This window comes from Arthrobacter sp. QXT-31, from assembly GCF_001969265.1.
In the GTDB taxonomy this organism is placed as follows: domain Bacteria; phylum Actinomycetota; class Actinomycetes; order Actinomycetales; family Micrococcaceae; genus Arthrobacter.
Genome location: NZ_CP019304.1, coordinates 272,754 through 285,753 on the forward strand (window position 1 = coordinate 272,754; position 13,000 = coordinate 285,753).

Below are 13,000 nucleotides of genomic sequence, written 5' to 3' on the forward strand. Positions count from 1 at the left end.
GTTGCCTAGAACCCGAGCGGGAACGCTGTCTGGGACCAAAGGATGTAGCCATTGATGCCGCCCAAAATGGCAGCTACGGGGCCAGTCCAGAGCAGGATCATGCCGCCCCCGGAAGCCAACCGAGAGGACTGGCTCAGCTTGCCGGCGAGGAGCATGGCTGCTCCGATGATCGCCACGATCGCGATGACGACGAAGGCTCCTACGAGGATGCCGCCGCCGATCTGTTTGAGCGACTCAAGAAAGGGAAAATCAGCGTTTGGGGTGATGCCAGGATCCACCGCTGCGAGAAACATTGCACGCTCCGTCTGTCGACTTCCATGGGAATGAGCAGATTGGCTCACGACTTCATGGAGGTGGTGGGGCCGCGGAACATGACTAGACGTAGATTTGGCAGGTTCAGATTCAAAACGTTTCTCAGCCACCGGTGCTAGAGGCTTGGTCAGTCGAGAGTCGGCCCTACTATTCGAATATATGTTCTAAGATTGGTCCTGTGATCAAGAGTGGTTCCCCTGACGACCTCGAGCGAATGATGGCCCGCATGGACGCCGACAAGAGCCGGCCGATAGATGACCCGGCCCCAATCAGGGACTTCCCTAAGTATGGCCGGCCACTCGTGTACGTAAGCGGCATCTACGGGAAGGCCGTGGCCTGGACGCACACGTACGGTCTGATTGAGTGGCTTGACCCCTCGGGCAAATACCATCTGGGATGGGCCCACTCATCAAGCATCAAGCGGGTTACGCCGGAAGAGTGGAAGGGCAGCAGCAAACTCTAGGGTGTGGCGTCAGCGGGTCAGCGATCTAGCCTTCATGGCGCGCATCGAGGTCCGGAACAGCGTCCAAGAATTTCACACTGTTCCAAAACTTGGGACTGGCGTGGTCACCATGAATGGTAGGGCCCATGCTGAGGTCATGTCGCGTCGCCGGGATAGGCCCCTCGGCAGGCCGCCGTATCTGCCTCATAACTAACAATGATTACGGTGATTTCATCTGAAAGTTGCGAGACATAGTTGCGAGAATTTCCTGATCGCAATGGAACTTGCAGGGTTCCGCGGAAGTCAGACCTATGCCGTGGAAGCACCTAGTCGCCAGTGAGACGTCTCGTAGCCCAAGGGTTGGGAGACATAGTATGCGCACCGTATGCGCCAACCGCCATTTTGAGCTGCGATACGTCCAGATTATTTTTAATAAGTTCACTGATTATTCCTCGCCGGTGAATCTGTCGCTCCGGCACGAAGTGCCCTAAAGGCGCAGGCTGCAGCGGACCGCAGTTCTGGCACGGGACGCCTCTGGCCGCGGACCGCCGCCTCCTGCCGAGGACCCCTGGGCCGGCCGACCGGGGGGTTCTTATCCTCGCGAAAGCTGTCCAAGAGGCATGGCGGGGATGGGGGGGCGGGCTGGAACGGCCACTTGCGCGGTGTTAACTGAAGTGCTAAAAAATCTATATCAGCGGATAGAGATTATCCTTTTTACTGATGATCTGGGAGGTATGTGATGTTGATGATGAATGATCCGTTCCGGCAGCTGGACCGGCTGGCCCAGCAGATGCTGGGCACGGCCGCGCACCCGGCGGCCATGCCACTGGATGCCTGGCGGGAAGAGAACGAGTTCGTCGTCGCGGTCGACTTGCCGGGCGTGGACGTGGACGCGATCGATGTTGATGTTGAGCGGAACGTCCTGACCATCCGGGCTGAGCGGAAGAACGGCGCCCCCGAAGGTGCCGAGCTGGTGGCCGGTGAGCGCCCGCAGGGCGTCTTCAGCCGGCAGCTGGTTTTGGGTGAGGCGCTGGATGCAGACAACGTGAAGGCCGGATATGACGGCGGGGTGCTGACCCTGCGCATCCCGGTCGCCGCCAAAGCGCAGCCGCGGAAGATCGAAATCACCAGCGGACACGGCGCCCAGCAGCAGCTCAGCGCCTAACCGCGGCAGCCAGGGTGGTGGTGCGTTCCCCGGTACCCGGGGAACGCACCACCAGCCCCTTTCGGGGAAGGTAATTACTCCGGGCATAGGGGAGGAAGTGTTTTGCCGCGATGCCAGTCACACGCAATGTTGCCTGGGACGGGCGTTTGGAGTCATTCAAGGGCAGGGATACCGTGCAGTACGTGCTCACTGCTGCCTCCATGGCCAGCACGTGCGCCGCCTGCAGGACGCCTTTGGAGCCCGGTGAGCCGCTCTCACTGCTGGTGAACGTGACAGAAAGCACTGCCCCGGACGGGACCCATTACGTCACCTTCACCGACTGCGTCTGTCACCGCCGCTGCAGCGGCCCTGGCCTGAGCGTCGAGCAGGGCCAGTGGGCTCCCAACGAACTCACCCCCGTGGCCGCACGGATGGTTTTGACGCAGGCGTCCGGCAGCGGGCGGGAACGGCCGGTACCGGTGCTGGCCTACACCCTGGTCCCGGTGGTGGCGTTCCGTGAGGGTGGTGGTGACCTGACCTCGGCGCTGGTCTCGGTTCTGCTCTTTCACGGTTTTCAGCTGGCCTTGAGTCCGGATTTCGGCGACCTGGTCGAGGATGCCGTGGAAACGTCGGCCAGCTGCAGCATAGCTGTCACACGCGAGGGTCTGATGACCTTCAGCATCGGCGGCAGACTCCTGTTCCGGGATCAGCTGCGCCCCGATAATCCGGATGACGCCCTGTGGCTTGAGGGGGTGCGGGGCGGCGACCATGTCCTGGTCATCAGCGGGGACAACCTGGTCATCACAGCGGCCGGCCTGGACCTGCGTCACGCCGCCGCCCAGGGCACACTGGTCGCCGGTGCAGTCCCTGTACGAACGGCCCCGGTGCGCACCTAGGCATCAGTCCCCACAGATCAGCCCCCAAAGAGGCGCCTCAGTCCACGAGCGGTGGTGGGCCGAAGAGGAATTCGTTGGCGTGGGACACGGCCTTGCGGAACGCGTCGTTCCTTAGGGTCACCAGATGCTCGGAATCTTCAATGCCGGGTTCCAGGAAGCCGGTAAAGCCGGGCCGCAGCATCCAGATATCCCCTGCCGGCGGCAGGTAGAACACCCCGAAGGAACGGTGCTGGCTGTCCTTCTCGTCGGTCCAGATGGGGACCACGGCCAGGGCGGCGCCGGTGGCGGGGTTGATCCACTGCGCCCGGGGCAGTGGTTCCTCGTGGGCCTCGGGATCCAAAAACGGTGCCGTGCCCTTGCCCCAGCGCTCCTCGAAGCGCTCGTGGAAGGCCGGGATCAGGTGGGAGTCGTAGCGGCGCCAGTCGCTCATCGTAAGGGTTCCTCCTTCAGATTCGGCATAGTGTTGCTTAGCTCCACGGGCCGCTCTCCCAGCGGACCGGAGTGACGCGCAGCGGCGGCTCCCTGCGCCGGACTATGCGGACCGGGACCACCTGCGGGCCGCTGGCGCGGCGTCCTTCCGGGGTCGGGCGTTCCTCCCGCTGCCCGGACACCGCAGGGTCCCCCGTTGCCGTTTTCTGCTGGTCCGGAGGGCGGCTTTCCCCGGCCTCGGGTCCGGTACGCCTGGTCCGCGCCGTTTCCCGGTCGTAGGCGTGCCGGCGCCCGGGGTCCCGGAGCACGGAAAAGGCTTCCATGATCAGCTGCAGTTCCGCCGGTACGGCGTCAGCGCCGCCGACGTCCGGGTGGTGGCGGCGCACCAGCGCCCGGTAGGCGCGCGCGATTTCCTGCGGCGATGCGCCCCGGGAAACGTGCAGCACCGCGTAATGGTCCGGGACGGGAACGGTCATCATGAACACCCCCAGCCACCGAAAGGGCCGGTGCAGGGCAGCTTTCCGGCGGCCCGGTCCCCGGTCTGAGCCTCTCCCGGGCCGGGTGAAGTCCCAAGCCGGGGAACGGGCGGCCGCCCCCTCGCATGCGCCGCAGGGGCTAGGTTTCGATCTGCTGTTGCTGGCCCTTGCTTTCGATCTCGATCTTCCGCGGCTTGGCCTGCTCGGCAACCGGAATACGCAGCGTCAGCACGCCGACGTCGTAGCTGGCCTTGATATTGTCCGTATCCAGGGTGTCACCGAGAATGAGCTGGCGGCTGAAGACACCGCGCGGCCGTTCGGAAACCACCAGCTCGACGTTGGGCTGCGTGGCGTCACGGCGCTCCGCCCGAACGGTGAGGACGTTCCGTTCAACGTTCAGATCCACGTCGTCAGGAGAGATCCCGGGCAGGTCAAACGCCACCACAAACTCCCCATCTTCCTGCCACGCGTCCATCGGCATGGCCGCCGGACGGGCCGCTGTTCCGAAGACCTGCTGGGTGAGCCGGTCCAGCTCACGGAACGGGTCAGTACGGATCAACATCATTTCCCACTCCCTTCAGCATCCAGGTTTCATGGCTACCCACCGCCATGGTTTATCTGTGACGGTGAATATAGATTTTTTATAGCACCAGTGCGAAACTGGTGCAAGAGGAACAGCGGGCATTGACGGGACAGCAGATGACAAACCAACGCAGCAGCGGGCGCGCCCTGTACGCCATATCGGTCGTGGCGGAACTCCTGGGAACAGGCCAGCAGAACATCCGGCTCTATGAACGCCGCGGCCTGCTCACCCCGAAAAGGACCGAAGGCGGCACCCGCCAATACAGCGAAGCGGACCTTGCCGTTCTGCGTCGCATCGGAGAGCTCCTGGATGACGGGCTCAACCTCGCCGGCGTTGCTAAGGTGCTCGAACTGGAAATGGACAACGCACGCCTCCGGCGCCTACTCAAGCGCGCCCGCACCTCCGCGCAGCAGGACAACCAAAAGGAATAGGGCAAAAGGTGACGATTAGCGCGGTGCTGGCTGTCGGTTACGACGGCTCCGAACAGTCCCTCCTTGCCCTGAAGTGGGCGGCGGATTACGCCACGGCCGCACGGACCGGGCTGCGGATCATCCATGCCTGGATCTGGCCACTCTTCACACAGGACGTGGGACCGGTCAAAGGGGTGGCTGACAGCGGATTGCGTCACGCAGCCGAAGTCATTCTCGACGAAGGCTGCAAACTCGCAGCGGAAATCTCACCAAACCTGAAGGTGGAGCCCCGCATGGTGGCCGGACTGCCGGCGGCCGTCCTGCGCCAGGAGTCCCTCGACGCAAGCCTGCTGGTGGTTGGAAGCCGCGGACTGGGCGGCCTGCTCGGCAAACTGGTCGGTTCCGTCTCCCTTGACCTGGCCGGAGGATCCCCCTGCCCCCTCGTCGTCGTGCGGAGCCGGCGCGGGGAAGGCCAACCGGTAGTCGCCTGCGTGGACGGGCACCTGCGCAGCAGCAAGGTTCTGGAGCAATCAGTGCGTGCAGCCCGGGCCCTTGACACAGGGCTGCAGATCGTTCATGCAGAACAGCCCGAACCGCCCTGGAAGGCACACACTGCCCCGACAGCGCATTCCAAGGCTGTGCTGCACAACGCCATGCTCTGGGTACAGGCGATGGACCCGGACCTGGCCGCCACAGAACAACTGCTGAGCAGGCAACCCGTGTCGGCCGCGCTGATCGATGCAGGGGCAGACGCCGAACTGTTGGTCCTCGGTGCCCACGGACGGCAAGGCCACCCCGGAACGCTAACGTCTGTTCTGACTCAGGCACGCTGCAACATCCTGATCGCCCGATAGCGCTTGGGCCAGGGTCCCGGGGACAGTGGCGGGCTCAACGTAAGGTTCTTGCAGTTAAGGGCTATGTGGAACCCTGCTACGGGCTTGACCGTCAGCCCTCCCGGTCCGCGGGGTGACACGAGTGTCAACGGCAATTTTGTAATGAACCGGGCGCGGCATGTTGGTTTACGGCGGCCCTTGGCTGCACGAAAGTCACCGCGGGCGTGTTGCGGCTGGCCTTTAGTCATCTCCGCCCGGGACCTCCGTCTGGTTCGGGCTGTCCAATGGGCGGTTACGGCCGGAGCTGGATCGGGTTCTCTCCTGCGCTGGTCCCAACGCTCAGCCGGTCAGGACGCGTCCTTGCCCTGATGAGCCTCCGGCGTGCCGGAGGCCCCCGCCGGCGGGATGGACTGCCAGCCCAGCGGCCTGAAAGCGGTGACTCGCTTAAACCGCAGGCAGATGGCCGCCGTTCGTCAGGATCATGTTTTGGGTGGGCGGCCGGTGGTGGCCCGGGAGATCCATGACCTGATCCCTGGGTGCCGGCCGGAGGGTGCCTGCGGCAGGTTCCTGGTCTGTTCGTCGGTGAGTGAACAGTAAACGTGTGTGGTTGTCATCCGCTCGATGGAGTCGCGCGCCACGAACCTGGGTCCCTGGCCCGTCCTGACGATGATTCCGTGAAGGATGAGACCTTTGTCGTCGTCCAGGACACGGTCCAGTGTTCCGAAAGCGCGTCCTGACCGGGAGACAACAGGTGTTCCTCTCCCCAGTGCCGTGTACGCAACCGGGCGGCCTTCTTCCATTACTCCCACACCTCCTTCGCCGGGTGACCGCGGCCGCACCGGGAGCGGCAAGCCGGGAGGATGACTGTAGCCCCCTGGCCCAGGCCGCGGATGAGCCGGCCCGGGCAGGCGGCGAAACGGTTCCCGGCCAGAACTGGCCGGAAACCGCCGGCGGGACGGCCCGTGCGCTGCTGCTGCATGTGCGCTAAATAGGCGCGGTGGCGTTCCTTCTGTGCCTTCCCGCCCAACGAGGCAGCGTTGGCGTGTAACGGGAACCGTCCCGGTCTGTTAGGCAGCGTCAATCTGGCGCTGCTGGCCTCCTTTGACTTCGATATCGATCTTTCGCGGCTTTGCCTGCGCCGCGACGGGGATGCGCAGGGTCAGGACGCCGGCGTCGTAATCGGCCGTCATCTTCTCCGTGTCCATGGCATCCCCCAGGATGAGCTGGCGGCTAAAGACACCGCGCGGCCGCTCCGACACGACCATCTCCGTGCCCTCCCCGGCAGGGTCCTTCCGTTCTGCGCTCACGGTCAGGACGTTCCTGTCCACGCCCAGGTCAATGGAGCTGACGTCCACGCCGGGCAGGTCCAGTGCAAAGATGTAGTCATCGCCGTCGCGCCAGGCGTCCATTGGCATGGCCGCCGGGTGGGCGACGGTGCCCAGCACCTGCTCGGCCAGGCGGTCCAGCTGACGGAATGGATCGAGCATCAACATGGCATACCTCCTTGATCACCATCGATCCAGATCTGTATCCGCTGACATAGATTTAATAGCACTGCCCCGCCCGGTCCGCAAGGGGTATCCGGCAATTTTTTGGCCGGTGGCCTCTTGCTTGCGCCCGTCGGCGGTGCTAATAAAATCTATAGCGGACGATGCAGATTGACTGGGGTTGGCGAGTGAACTGTCGGGAAGCAGTGATGGGATGCTTTCAGGCAAAGGTGCACCTGTAGCTCAGCCGGTAGAGCAGGGGACTTTTAATCCTCGGGTCGTGGGTTCGAGCCCCACCGGGTGCACCCCTGAATGCGCCTGCTGCGCCGGCCGCTCCCGCTTTCCAGCCGCTGCCCTTCGTGCCGTGCAGCCCATGAAAGGTGGTGGATGCAGATGAACGCGGAACTGCAGCGGTTGCGCGCCCTGGCGGCGATGATGGCAAACGCCGAAACTACCCTGGACGTGGCCCGCCGGACGCTGCGGGAATGCTCGGCGGCGCTGCTGCGCACCGGAGAGGCCACCCTTGCCGAGGTCAGTGAAGCCACCGGCCTGAACCAGGGCGAACTGCTGGACCTGCTCAGCCGGAACCATCCGGGAAGGGAACCGGTCTGGAATAAACCTCGGCCCGGCGGTCTGTCCTGACGGTCAGGGCGGTGCACCAGCGGACATCACATCATCCCGGGATGACCAGCCAGCACCTGGCCACAGTGCGTTTTCCGGGAATAAACAGAGGTGTGAAATCCATGCCGGAGCCCGGCGCCGCCCGCAACGTCGTCACGCCAGGCAGGAACGCAGGAAGACACCCTTCCACAAATCCGGGCACGCCCTGCCGGGGAATGCTGCAGCCAGGAGCCGACCCGATAAGGAAAATCTCCATCATCCCCAGGGGGTCGGTCCCCGGGAGTGACCCTGTCATGAGGCAGCAGGCATCCGGCAGTACCCCGGCAGCCGAGGCAAGCGGGCCAGCGGCGGGCCACGCCAAGCCGCCGGCCGGCCCTGCCCAGTCCGGCACGAGAGGTACATTCCCATGCTTACGCTCGGCACCGACAGCCGCACCCCGCACCTGAGACCTTGTGAGGAGGCCAAGGCCCAGGCGGCCTGCACCCGCTGTGGTCGCGGAACGGCGGTTATAAAAATCTCTTGCCAGTAATTTGCTGCCGGTGCTATTTAAATCTATGGCAGCGGATACAGATCAGACGTCATTTCAGATTTGCTCCGTATCAAGACGGGAATCGATCAGGGAGGGAACCATGGCGATTCAATACATGGATGACGGTTTTGCCCCGCACGTGGACCGCGGGCTCGCCACAGCAAGGACCCGGCTTGAACCAGGCCAACTGGGCCCGGACCGGAACGGGGAGGCTGAGAAGCATTCGCGGTCCATGGTCGAACACATCCTCGCCCTTGAACCCGAACGTGTCCCGGCCGTCACTGCCGAACTGTTCACCGAAGCGATTGCCATCGCCAATGCAGTCCGCCAGGCACAGGGACGGGGGCCGGTCACTTCCTTCCGGGCAAGGGACTTCTGGGAAATCCTCAAAGACCTAATCGACAGTGTCCTGGAACAGTAAACCCGGGCGCAAGGGACGCCGCGCCGACGCCGGTCCGGACAGCGGGTCGCACAGACAGGACACCAATGTTGCGGTGAAGCCGTTACCGAGAGAGGTGTTACAGGTGGTGAGGATCGCCGTGGCAGTGGGCAGTACCCGCCCCGGGGCGCCGAGGAAGGGAGGTCGCAACCTGAGTCATGGCCCGGGCAACCAGCCGGGGAGGTGCCGACTTCGAACTCCTTGACCCGGCAGACTACAACCAATCATCTGCGGCGCTGTAGTCGGGCCAATCGACCGGCCGACTGAAATCGTGGCAGGTCTTCCGATTGACGGGGCATTGCGAATCGTACGCCGGTCTTCGGTCCTGTGCACTTCCGATAGCCAGGTGCTAGCACAATGGCTTAAACCCCCCGAAGGTCCCCACCCCTGGCCGGAGATGGTGAAGGGCAGCACACTTGACCGATTCAACCGCGATGCATCACCAGTAGCTTTGACACTCGTGGAGCCGGTCGTCGTCGAGGTATCCGCGGACAGTTCCTGGTCGGGACAAGCCTTCAGACACGCTCTGCGCTCCATAAGGGTTCGCCCGGAGCTTCCGCCGGAGGAGGTTCCGCTGCCGCGCTAACTCCAGCGGCACAACTTCACCTCAACAGATCGAAGTACGCGGTGTCCGAATTCCAAGCGATTGGGTGCAGCAGAGTTCCCACCGCGGGATTGAGGGCGCTGTACATCTTGCCGTCGCCGGCGTAAATGCCCACGTGCCCCCAGTTGTTCGGGCCCTGGGCGTTCTGAACAACCAGGTCCCCCGGCTGTGGGGTGCGAGTCCTCACGCCCACCCTCCACTGCTCGACGCGCGGTAAATTGATTCCTGCCTGCCGGTAGATCCATTGCACGTAGCCGGAGCAATCCCATGCCTTGAACGCCGTTCCGCCCCAAACGTACTTGCCCCCGAGACCTTCCTGAGTGAACCGCAGTATGTCCTTTCGGATCTGACCAAGATGCGCGTGCTGTAGGGCCGACGTGGAGGCATCGGGCGCCTCGATGCAGCTATTTGTGGCCACACCGTCGCCGAGCGAGTCGACAATGGCGGAGGCCTGACGCTCCCACCGGGCATACAGCTCAGGAAATGCTGAAACCTGAACCGCCTGTGCAGCCTGACCTTTACTCATAAACTGCCAGCCCGGAACATCCAGCAACCCTCGAGGGCTGCCGTGATTCGGCCCACTCGGACCGCCATAGAACGCTCGCACGTTGTAAATCGGGTCCATTAGCTGCTCGACACTCCCCCAGCCCGCCGCCGGACGCTGCTGGGCGGTGCCAAGGGAATCGTGGTCGCTGCCGACGCCGTCATGGGAAAAGCGAAGGGACGCAGGAACATTCGAGTTAGCCAGGACCCTAAGGCTGGACTCCTGCAGTGCCATCATGATCGCAACGATCTGGCCATCACGAGGCACGCCCAACTGTTTTCCGACGGACAGGTACCCCCGCGCAACGGCGGCTTGGCGGGGGGACAGCCCGGTTGGCGCCTCACTGCCAGGAACGACATTCACAGGAACTGCATCTTCGGTGGCCACGCCACCGCTCAGGCCTTCTGGCCGGCAAGCTGGCGCCGCACTCACACCGTCTATGCCAAATACCGCCACGCACGCGGAAAACGCAAAAGCACCCACCATAACAAGGGCTGTAGCTGCGGTCACCAACGCCCGTAGAAGCACAAGGCGCTTGGCCACGGCCGCAAGCATGGCCGGTGCCGGCATCAGTAGACGATCCTGCCCGCAGCAGCGTAGAAGCCGACCACAACGCAATGATCAGCGGGAGCCGTATCAGCCGGCGGACAGTTCATCATGACGCTGACCGGCACGGTGTAAACGTTGCGGGAAGAGCTCGTTTGGTCCAGAACCCGCAGGGAAACCGTGCACACATGCAATCCGGCCCACGGAGCCGGCCGCTCGCGCACCTTGGCCAGCTCGACGTCGCAGCGAAGATACTGCACCACCGCGCTCCGGCGCGCCTGCTGCCCAGCCAAAGAGGCGTAGCTTCCAGCATTGATCCCGGTTGCTTCGAACTCCTGCACAAAGACCGCTAGCGGGTTGGATCCGTCAGGCAGTACGTTCCACCAGCTGCGAAGCGTGGAGTAGACCTCAGAGTAGGATGCCGCCCGCGTATCCCACGTATAGATCGCCTTCGCGGCCGCCGAGGCTAACTTGCGATAGTCGACAGTTCGGGGTTTTTCCGGCATTGCGCTGCTCGTGATGGAAGGCTTCGTCGCTGGCGCCTCCGCCTGCAGGGGTTTCGTCGGTTCCGGGGATGCCGCCACGGTCCGAGACGAAGGGGCAGGCTGGGTTGCCGGCGCCTCCATAGGACGCGAAAGAACGAAAATGACCGTGGTCAGGGTCATGAGTGCGATGACAATAGACCACCATCGACGCCTGCCTGCTCCGGGGAGCGACCTGATCCGCGATAACCACATTCCTGCCTCCTCACCTACTCATGACAAGATGACCGGCCCTAGACATGATCAGGCAACGCCTTGCATCCCAGCCCGGATGATTCTCCAGGCGGCCTGATACAGCCGGCGTGCGAAACCGATCTGAACTGCCACATAGCGCTGAGTCACGCCAAGCTCCGCGGCCAACGCTTGCAAAGCCTTGGTTCGTTCTGGCCCACGCACTCCAGGGCGGACAATCACGGCGGCAGTTCGGCGGAGCACCACTGTGGGCAGGCACGCTGCTGCCCGCTCGCAGAGCTCGCTGATGCTGCAGACCGCGTCCAGCTCAACCTCGAGGGCCTTTTCCACGGTCCGAGCCGTCTGGCGTACCACCGTGGCCGCATGCCACCGTCGGCGATCTTGCGGCGACGGCGGACCGTATCGGCGTGGTCCACCAAGGCTGGCGAGGGCGAGTTCCCAATCTCTCGCTGAGACGCTGCTCCGGGTTAGTTCAATAATCGTTCGCGCCCACTCCTGGTCGACGATTTTCTCGCAACTCCGACCCCCAGCCCGGTCCATGCCAAGGAGCACGGCAGCGTCCAGAGACGCCGTTCCGTTGCAGGCCGCAGGATCACCGAGTAGTGGGTAGGTCTTATGGCTCATCTCCCAGCGGATGTGAGAGGCGCACACGTTCGTGCAGATTCCCTGGACCCATGCGCCGAAGGGAACGCCGGGGAGTTGGCGATAGCGGCCCCGCGCTACTCCGTCCCACACGGCGACTCTTATGTCTTGCAGTACGTCGTCCGCGTCGGAGGCCCGGCCTATGCGACCTAGGTGCGAAACGACATATCCACGCACGCTTTCAACGGCGACCATTATCTGATCCACCGGGATCGCAGCTGCAGCGGCCTCTGGGGCCCTGCGCAGGGAAACATCGAAGTCAATCTTGATTTCGTGATCTTGCCGGGCTTGATCTGCCCTGGTTTCGACTCGCATGGTCTTCACCGCTTTGCGTAGACGATCCAATAAGTTCCGGCGCCCAGCGAGTCCGGCGCCTCTGGTGTGGTGGCAAATGATCAGGGCCAACCACGACTACAAAGAGACTACGGAAACTATTGTCAAAGATAACTAAAGTATCGTCAAGACTGTGAGACTTACTTTTCCAGCGGCCTTCGATAAGAATGGTCCTATGCCTAGAATTACGCAGCCTCACGACGACGCCTGGTCCGCAGACGTCGAGGCTGCCGTGGCCACGTTCGGCAACAGAGCACGTAATGAGATCCTGCGCTATCTTTCAGCGCATGGCCCGGCAACCAGGGGGGATATCGTGGCGGCGGTCAGCGCCGGCGAGCCGAGCGTCGCGAAGCACTTGCTTGCGCTTGAGGACGCTGGCGCCGTTGCAGTCGACGTGGAACCCGGAAGACGGCACGGCAGGTCACCCCGATATTCAGCAAACCCAGCACGGATCAGGGAACTTCTGGCTGCCCACCTTGAGTATCTTCTGGAGGACTAGCGGCAGCTTGCTCGACCTCGGGATGCCGCCCAATGTCCTTGTTCAGATATTCAGAGATAGCCCTCAACGTCTCAGGCGACACGTCCCCCAGGGTCCGGGCGGCGAAGGACTTCACTCGAGCCGCCCTCAGAGACTTAACGAATTCGAGCTGCGAATCAATGCGCTCGGGCAGCTCGGTGTCGTTCCCGAGCAGATACGACGGATCGACCTTGAAGATGCTGCACAACCCCGCGAGCAAACCCGGATCCCTGACCAGGCGGCCTGTTCCCTCTTTCATATAAAACCAGCGTGCACGGGACAACTTGATGCCCCTATCCGCGAGCTCGGCCTGAACTTCCCTGAAGGTCAAGGGCTTGCCCCGTTCGGCCACCGCAGCATCGAGCAGCAGATTCAGCCGACGTGCCAGCTGGGCCTGCGGGGACAGTGCATCACCACGCCCAGACTCGGCACCCCACATGGACCCCTCCTCGATCAACAACCGGGGACCGGCGGTGCCT

General features: G+C 63.3%; 16 protein-coding genes and 1 tRNA gene. 8 read left to right on the forward strand and 9 right to left on the reverse strand.

Annotation, left to right across the window (positions count from 1 at the left end; genetic code table 11):
- Positions 1–5: 5 nt before the first annotated feature.
- Positions 6–293 carry a hypothetical protein gene (locus BWQ92_RS01320; protein ID WP_056345693.1) on the reverse strand — a complete coding sequence of 96 codons (288 nt, stop codon included), beginning with the start codon at positions 291–293 and terminating at the stop codon, positions 6–8.
- Positions 294–1,493: 1,200 nt separating this feature from the next.
- Here BWQ92_RS01320 and BWQ92_RS01330 point away from each other — a divergent pair.
- The gene (locus BWQ92_RS01330) at positions 1,494–1,919 is read left to right on the forward strand and encodes an Hsp20/alpha crystallin family protein (protein ID WP_076797890.1); all 426 of its coding nucleotides are present in this window, start codon (positions 1,494–1,496) and stop codon (positions 1,917–1,919) included.
- Positions 1,920–2,029: 110 nt separating this feature from the next.
- The gene (locus BWQ92_RS01335) at positions 2,030–2,794 is read left to right on the forward strand and encodes a hypothetical protein (RefSeq protein ID WP_076797891.1); all 765 of its coding nucleotides are present in this window, start codon (positions 2,030–2,032) and stop codon (positions 2,792–2,794) included.
- A gap of 37 nt (positions 2,795–2,831) precedes the next feature.
- On the opposite strand, the gene BWQ92_RS01340 is transcribed toward BWQ92_RS01335, so the two are convergent.
- From BWQ92_RS01340 to BWQ92_RS01350, 3 genes are all read right to left on the reverse strand, one after another.
- Positions 2,832–3,224 (reverse strand): hypothetical protein, encoded by a 393-nt coding sequence (locus BWQ92_RS01340; protein WP_076797892.1) that lies wholly within the window; start codon positions 3,222–3,224, stop codon positions 2,832–2,834.
- A gap of 37 nt (positions 3,225–3,261) precedes the next feature.
- Entirely contained in the window at positions 3,262–3,702 is a 441-nt protein-coding gene (locus BWQ92_RS01345) for a J domain-containing protein (RefSeq protein ID WP_236783077.1), read from the reverse strand.
- Positions 3,703–3,838: 136 nt separating this feature from the next.
- Positions 3,839–4,261 carry an Hsp20/alpha crystallin family protein gene (locus BWQ92_RS01350; protein ID WP_076803446.1) on the reverse strand — a complete coding sequence of 141 codons (423 nt, stop codon included), beginning with the start codon at positions 4,259–4,261 and terminating at the stop codon, positions 3,839–3,841.
- 137 nt (positions 4,262–4,398) lie between these two features.
- On the opposite strand from BWQ92_RS01350, the gene BWQ92_RS01355 reads away from it, so the two are divergent.
- Positions 4,399–4,713, forward strand: a complete 315-nt coding sequence (locus tag BWQ92_RS01355; protein ID WP_076797893.1) for a MerR family transcriptional regulator — start codon at positions 4,399–4,401, stop codon at positions 4,711–4,713.
- Between the two features lie 8 nt (positions 4,714–4,721).
- The gene (locus BWQ92_RS01360; RefSeq protein WP_076797894.1) at positions 4,722–5,546 is read left to right on the forward strand and encodes a universal stress protein; all 825 of its coding nucleotides are present in this window, start codon (positions 4,722–4,724) and stop codon (positions 5,544–5,546) included.
- Between the two features lie 1,046 nt (positions 5,547–6,592).
- On the opposite strand, the gene BWQ92_RS01375 is transcribed toward BWQ92_RS01360, so the two are convergent.
- Complete coding sequence (locus BWQ92_RS01375; RefSeq protein ID WP_076797897.1) at positions 6,593–7,018, reverse strand: Hsp20/alpha crystallin family protein; 426 nt, start codon at positions 7,016–7,018, stop codon at positions 6,593–6,595.
- A 226-nt stretch (positions 7,019–7,244) separates the two neighbouring features.
- Here BWQ92_RS01375 and BWQ92_RS01380 point away from each other — a divergent pair.
- From BWQ92_RS01380 to BWQ92_RS01390, 3 genes are all read left to right on the forward strand, one after another.
- Positions 7,245–7,317 (forward strand) — tRNA-Lys (locus tag BWQ92_RS01380).
- 82 nt (positions 7,318–7,399) lie between these two features.
- Entirely contained in the window at positions 7,400–7,654 is a 255-nt protein-coding gene (locus BWQ92_RS01385; protein WP_076797898.1) for a hypothetical protein, read from the forward strand.
- Between the two features lie 608 nt (positions 7,655–8,262).
- A complete protein-coding gene (locus BWQ92_RS01390) occupies positions 8,263–8,583 on the forward strand; it encodes a hypothetical protein (RefSeq protein ID WP_157365078.1) in 321 nt (106 codons plus the stop codon).
- Positions 8,584–9,203: 620 nt separating this feature from the next.
- Here BWQ92_RS01390 and BWQ92_RS24130 read toward each other — a convergent pair.
- From BWQ92_RS24130 to BWQ92_RS24660, 3 genes are all read right to left on the reverse strand, one after another.
- Positions 9,204–10,136, reverse strand: coding sequence for a C40 family peptidase (locus tag BWQ92_RS24130; RefSeq protein WP_236783078.1), 933 nt, complete (start codon positions 10,134–10,136; stop codon positions 9,204–9,206).
- A 182-nt stretch (positions 10,137–10,318) separates the two neighbouring features.
- Positions 10,319–10,960 (reverse strand): hypothetical protein, encoded by a 642-nt coding sequence (locus BWQ92_RS01400; RefSeq protein WP_076797901.1) that lies wholly within the window; start codon positions 10,958–10,960, stop codon positions 10,319–10,321.
- 120 nt (positions 10,961–11,080) lie between these two features.
- Positions 11,081–11,986, reverse strand: coding sequence for a sigma factor (locus BWQ92_RS24660; protein WP_157365080.1), 906 nt, complete (start codon positions 11,984–11,986; stop codon positions 11,081–11,083).
- A gap of 193 nt (positions 11,987–12,179) precedes the next feature.
- On the opposite strand from BWQ92_RS24660, the gene BWQ92_RS01410 reads away from it, so the two are divergent.
- Positions 12,180–12,503, forward strand: coding sequence for an ArsR/SmtB family transcription factor (locus BWQ92_RS01410; RefSeq protein WP_076797903.1), 324 nt, complete (start codon positions 12,180–12,182; stop codon positions 12,501–12,503).
- On the opposite strand, the gene BWQ92_RS01415 is transcribed toward BWQ92_RS01410, so the two are convergent.
- Entirely contained in the window at positions 12,457–12,960 is a 504-nt protein-coding gene (locus BWQ92_RS01415; protein WP_076803447.1) for a hypothetical protein, read from the reverse strand. The genes BWQ92_RS01410 and BWQ92_RS01415 overlap by 47 nt on opposite strands.
- Positions 12,961–13,000: the final 40 nt, after the last annotated feature.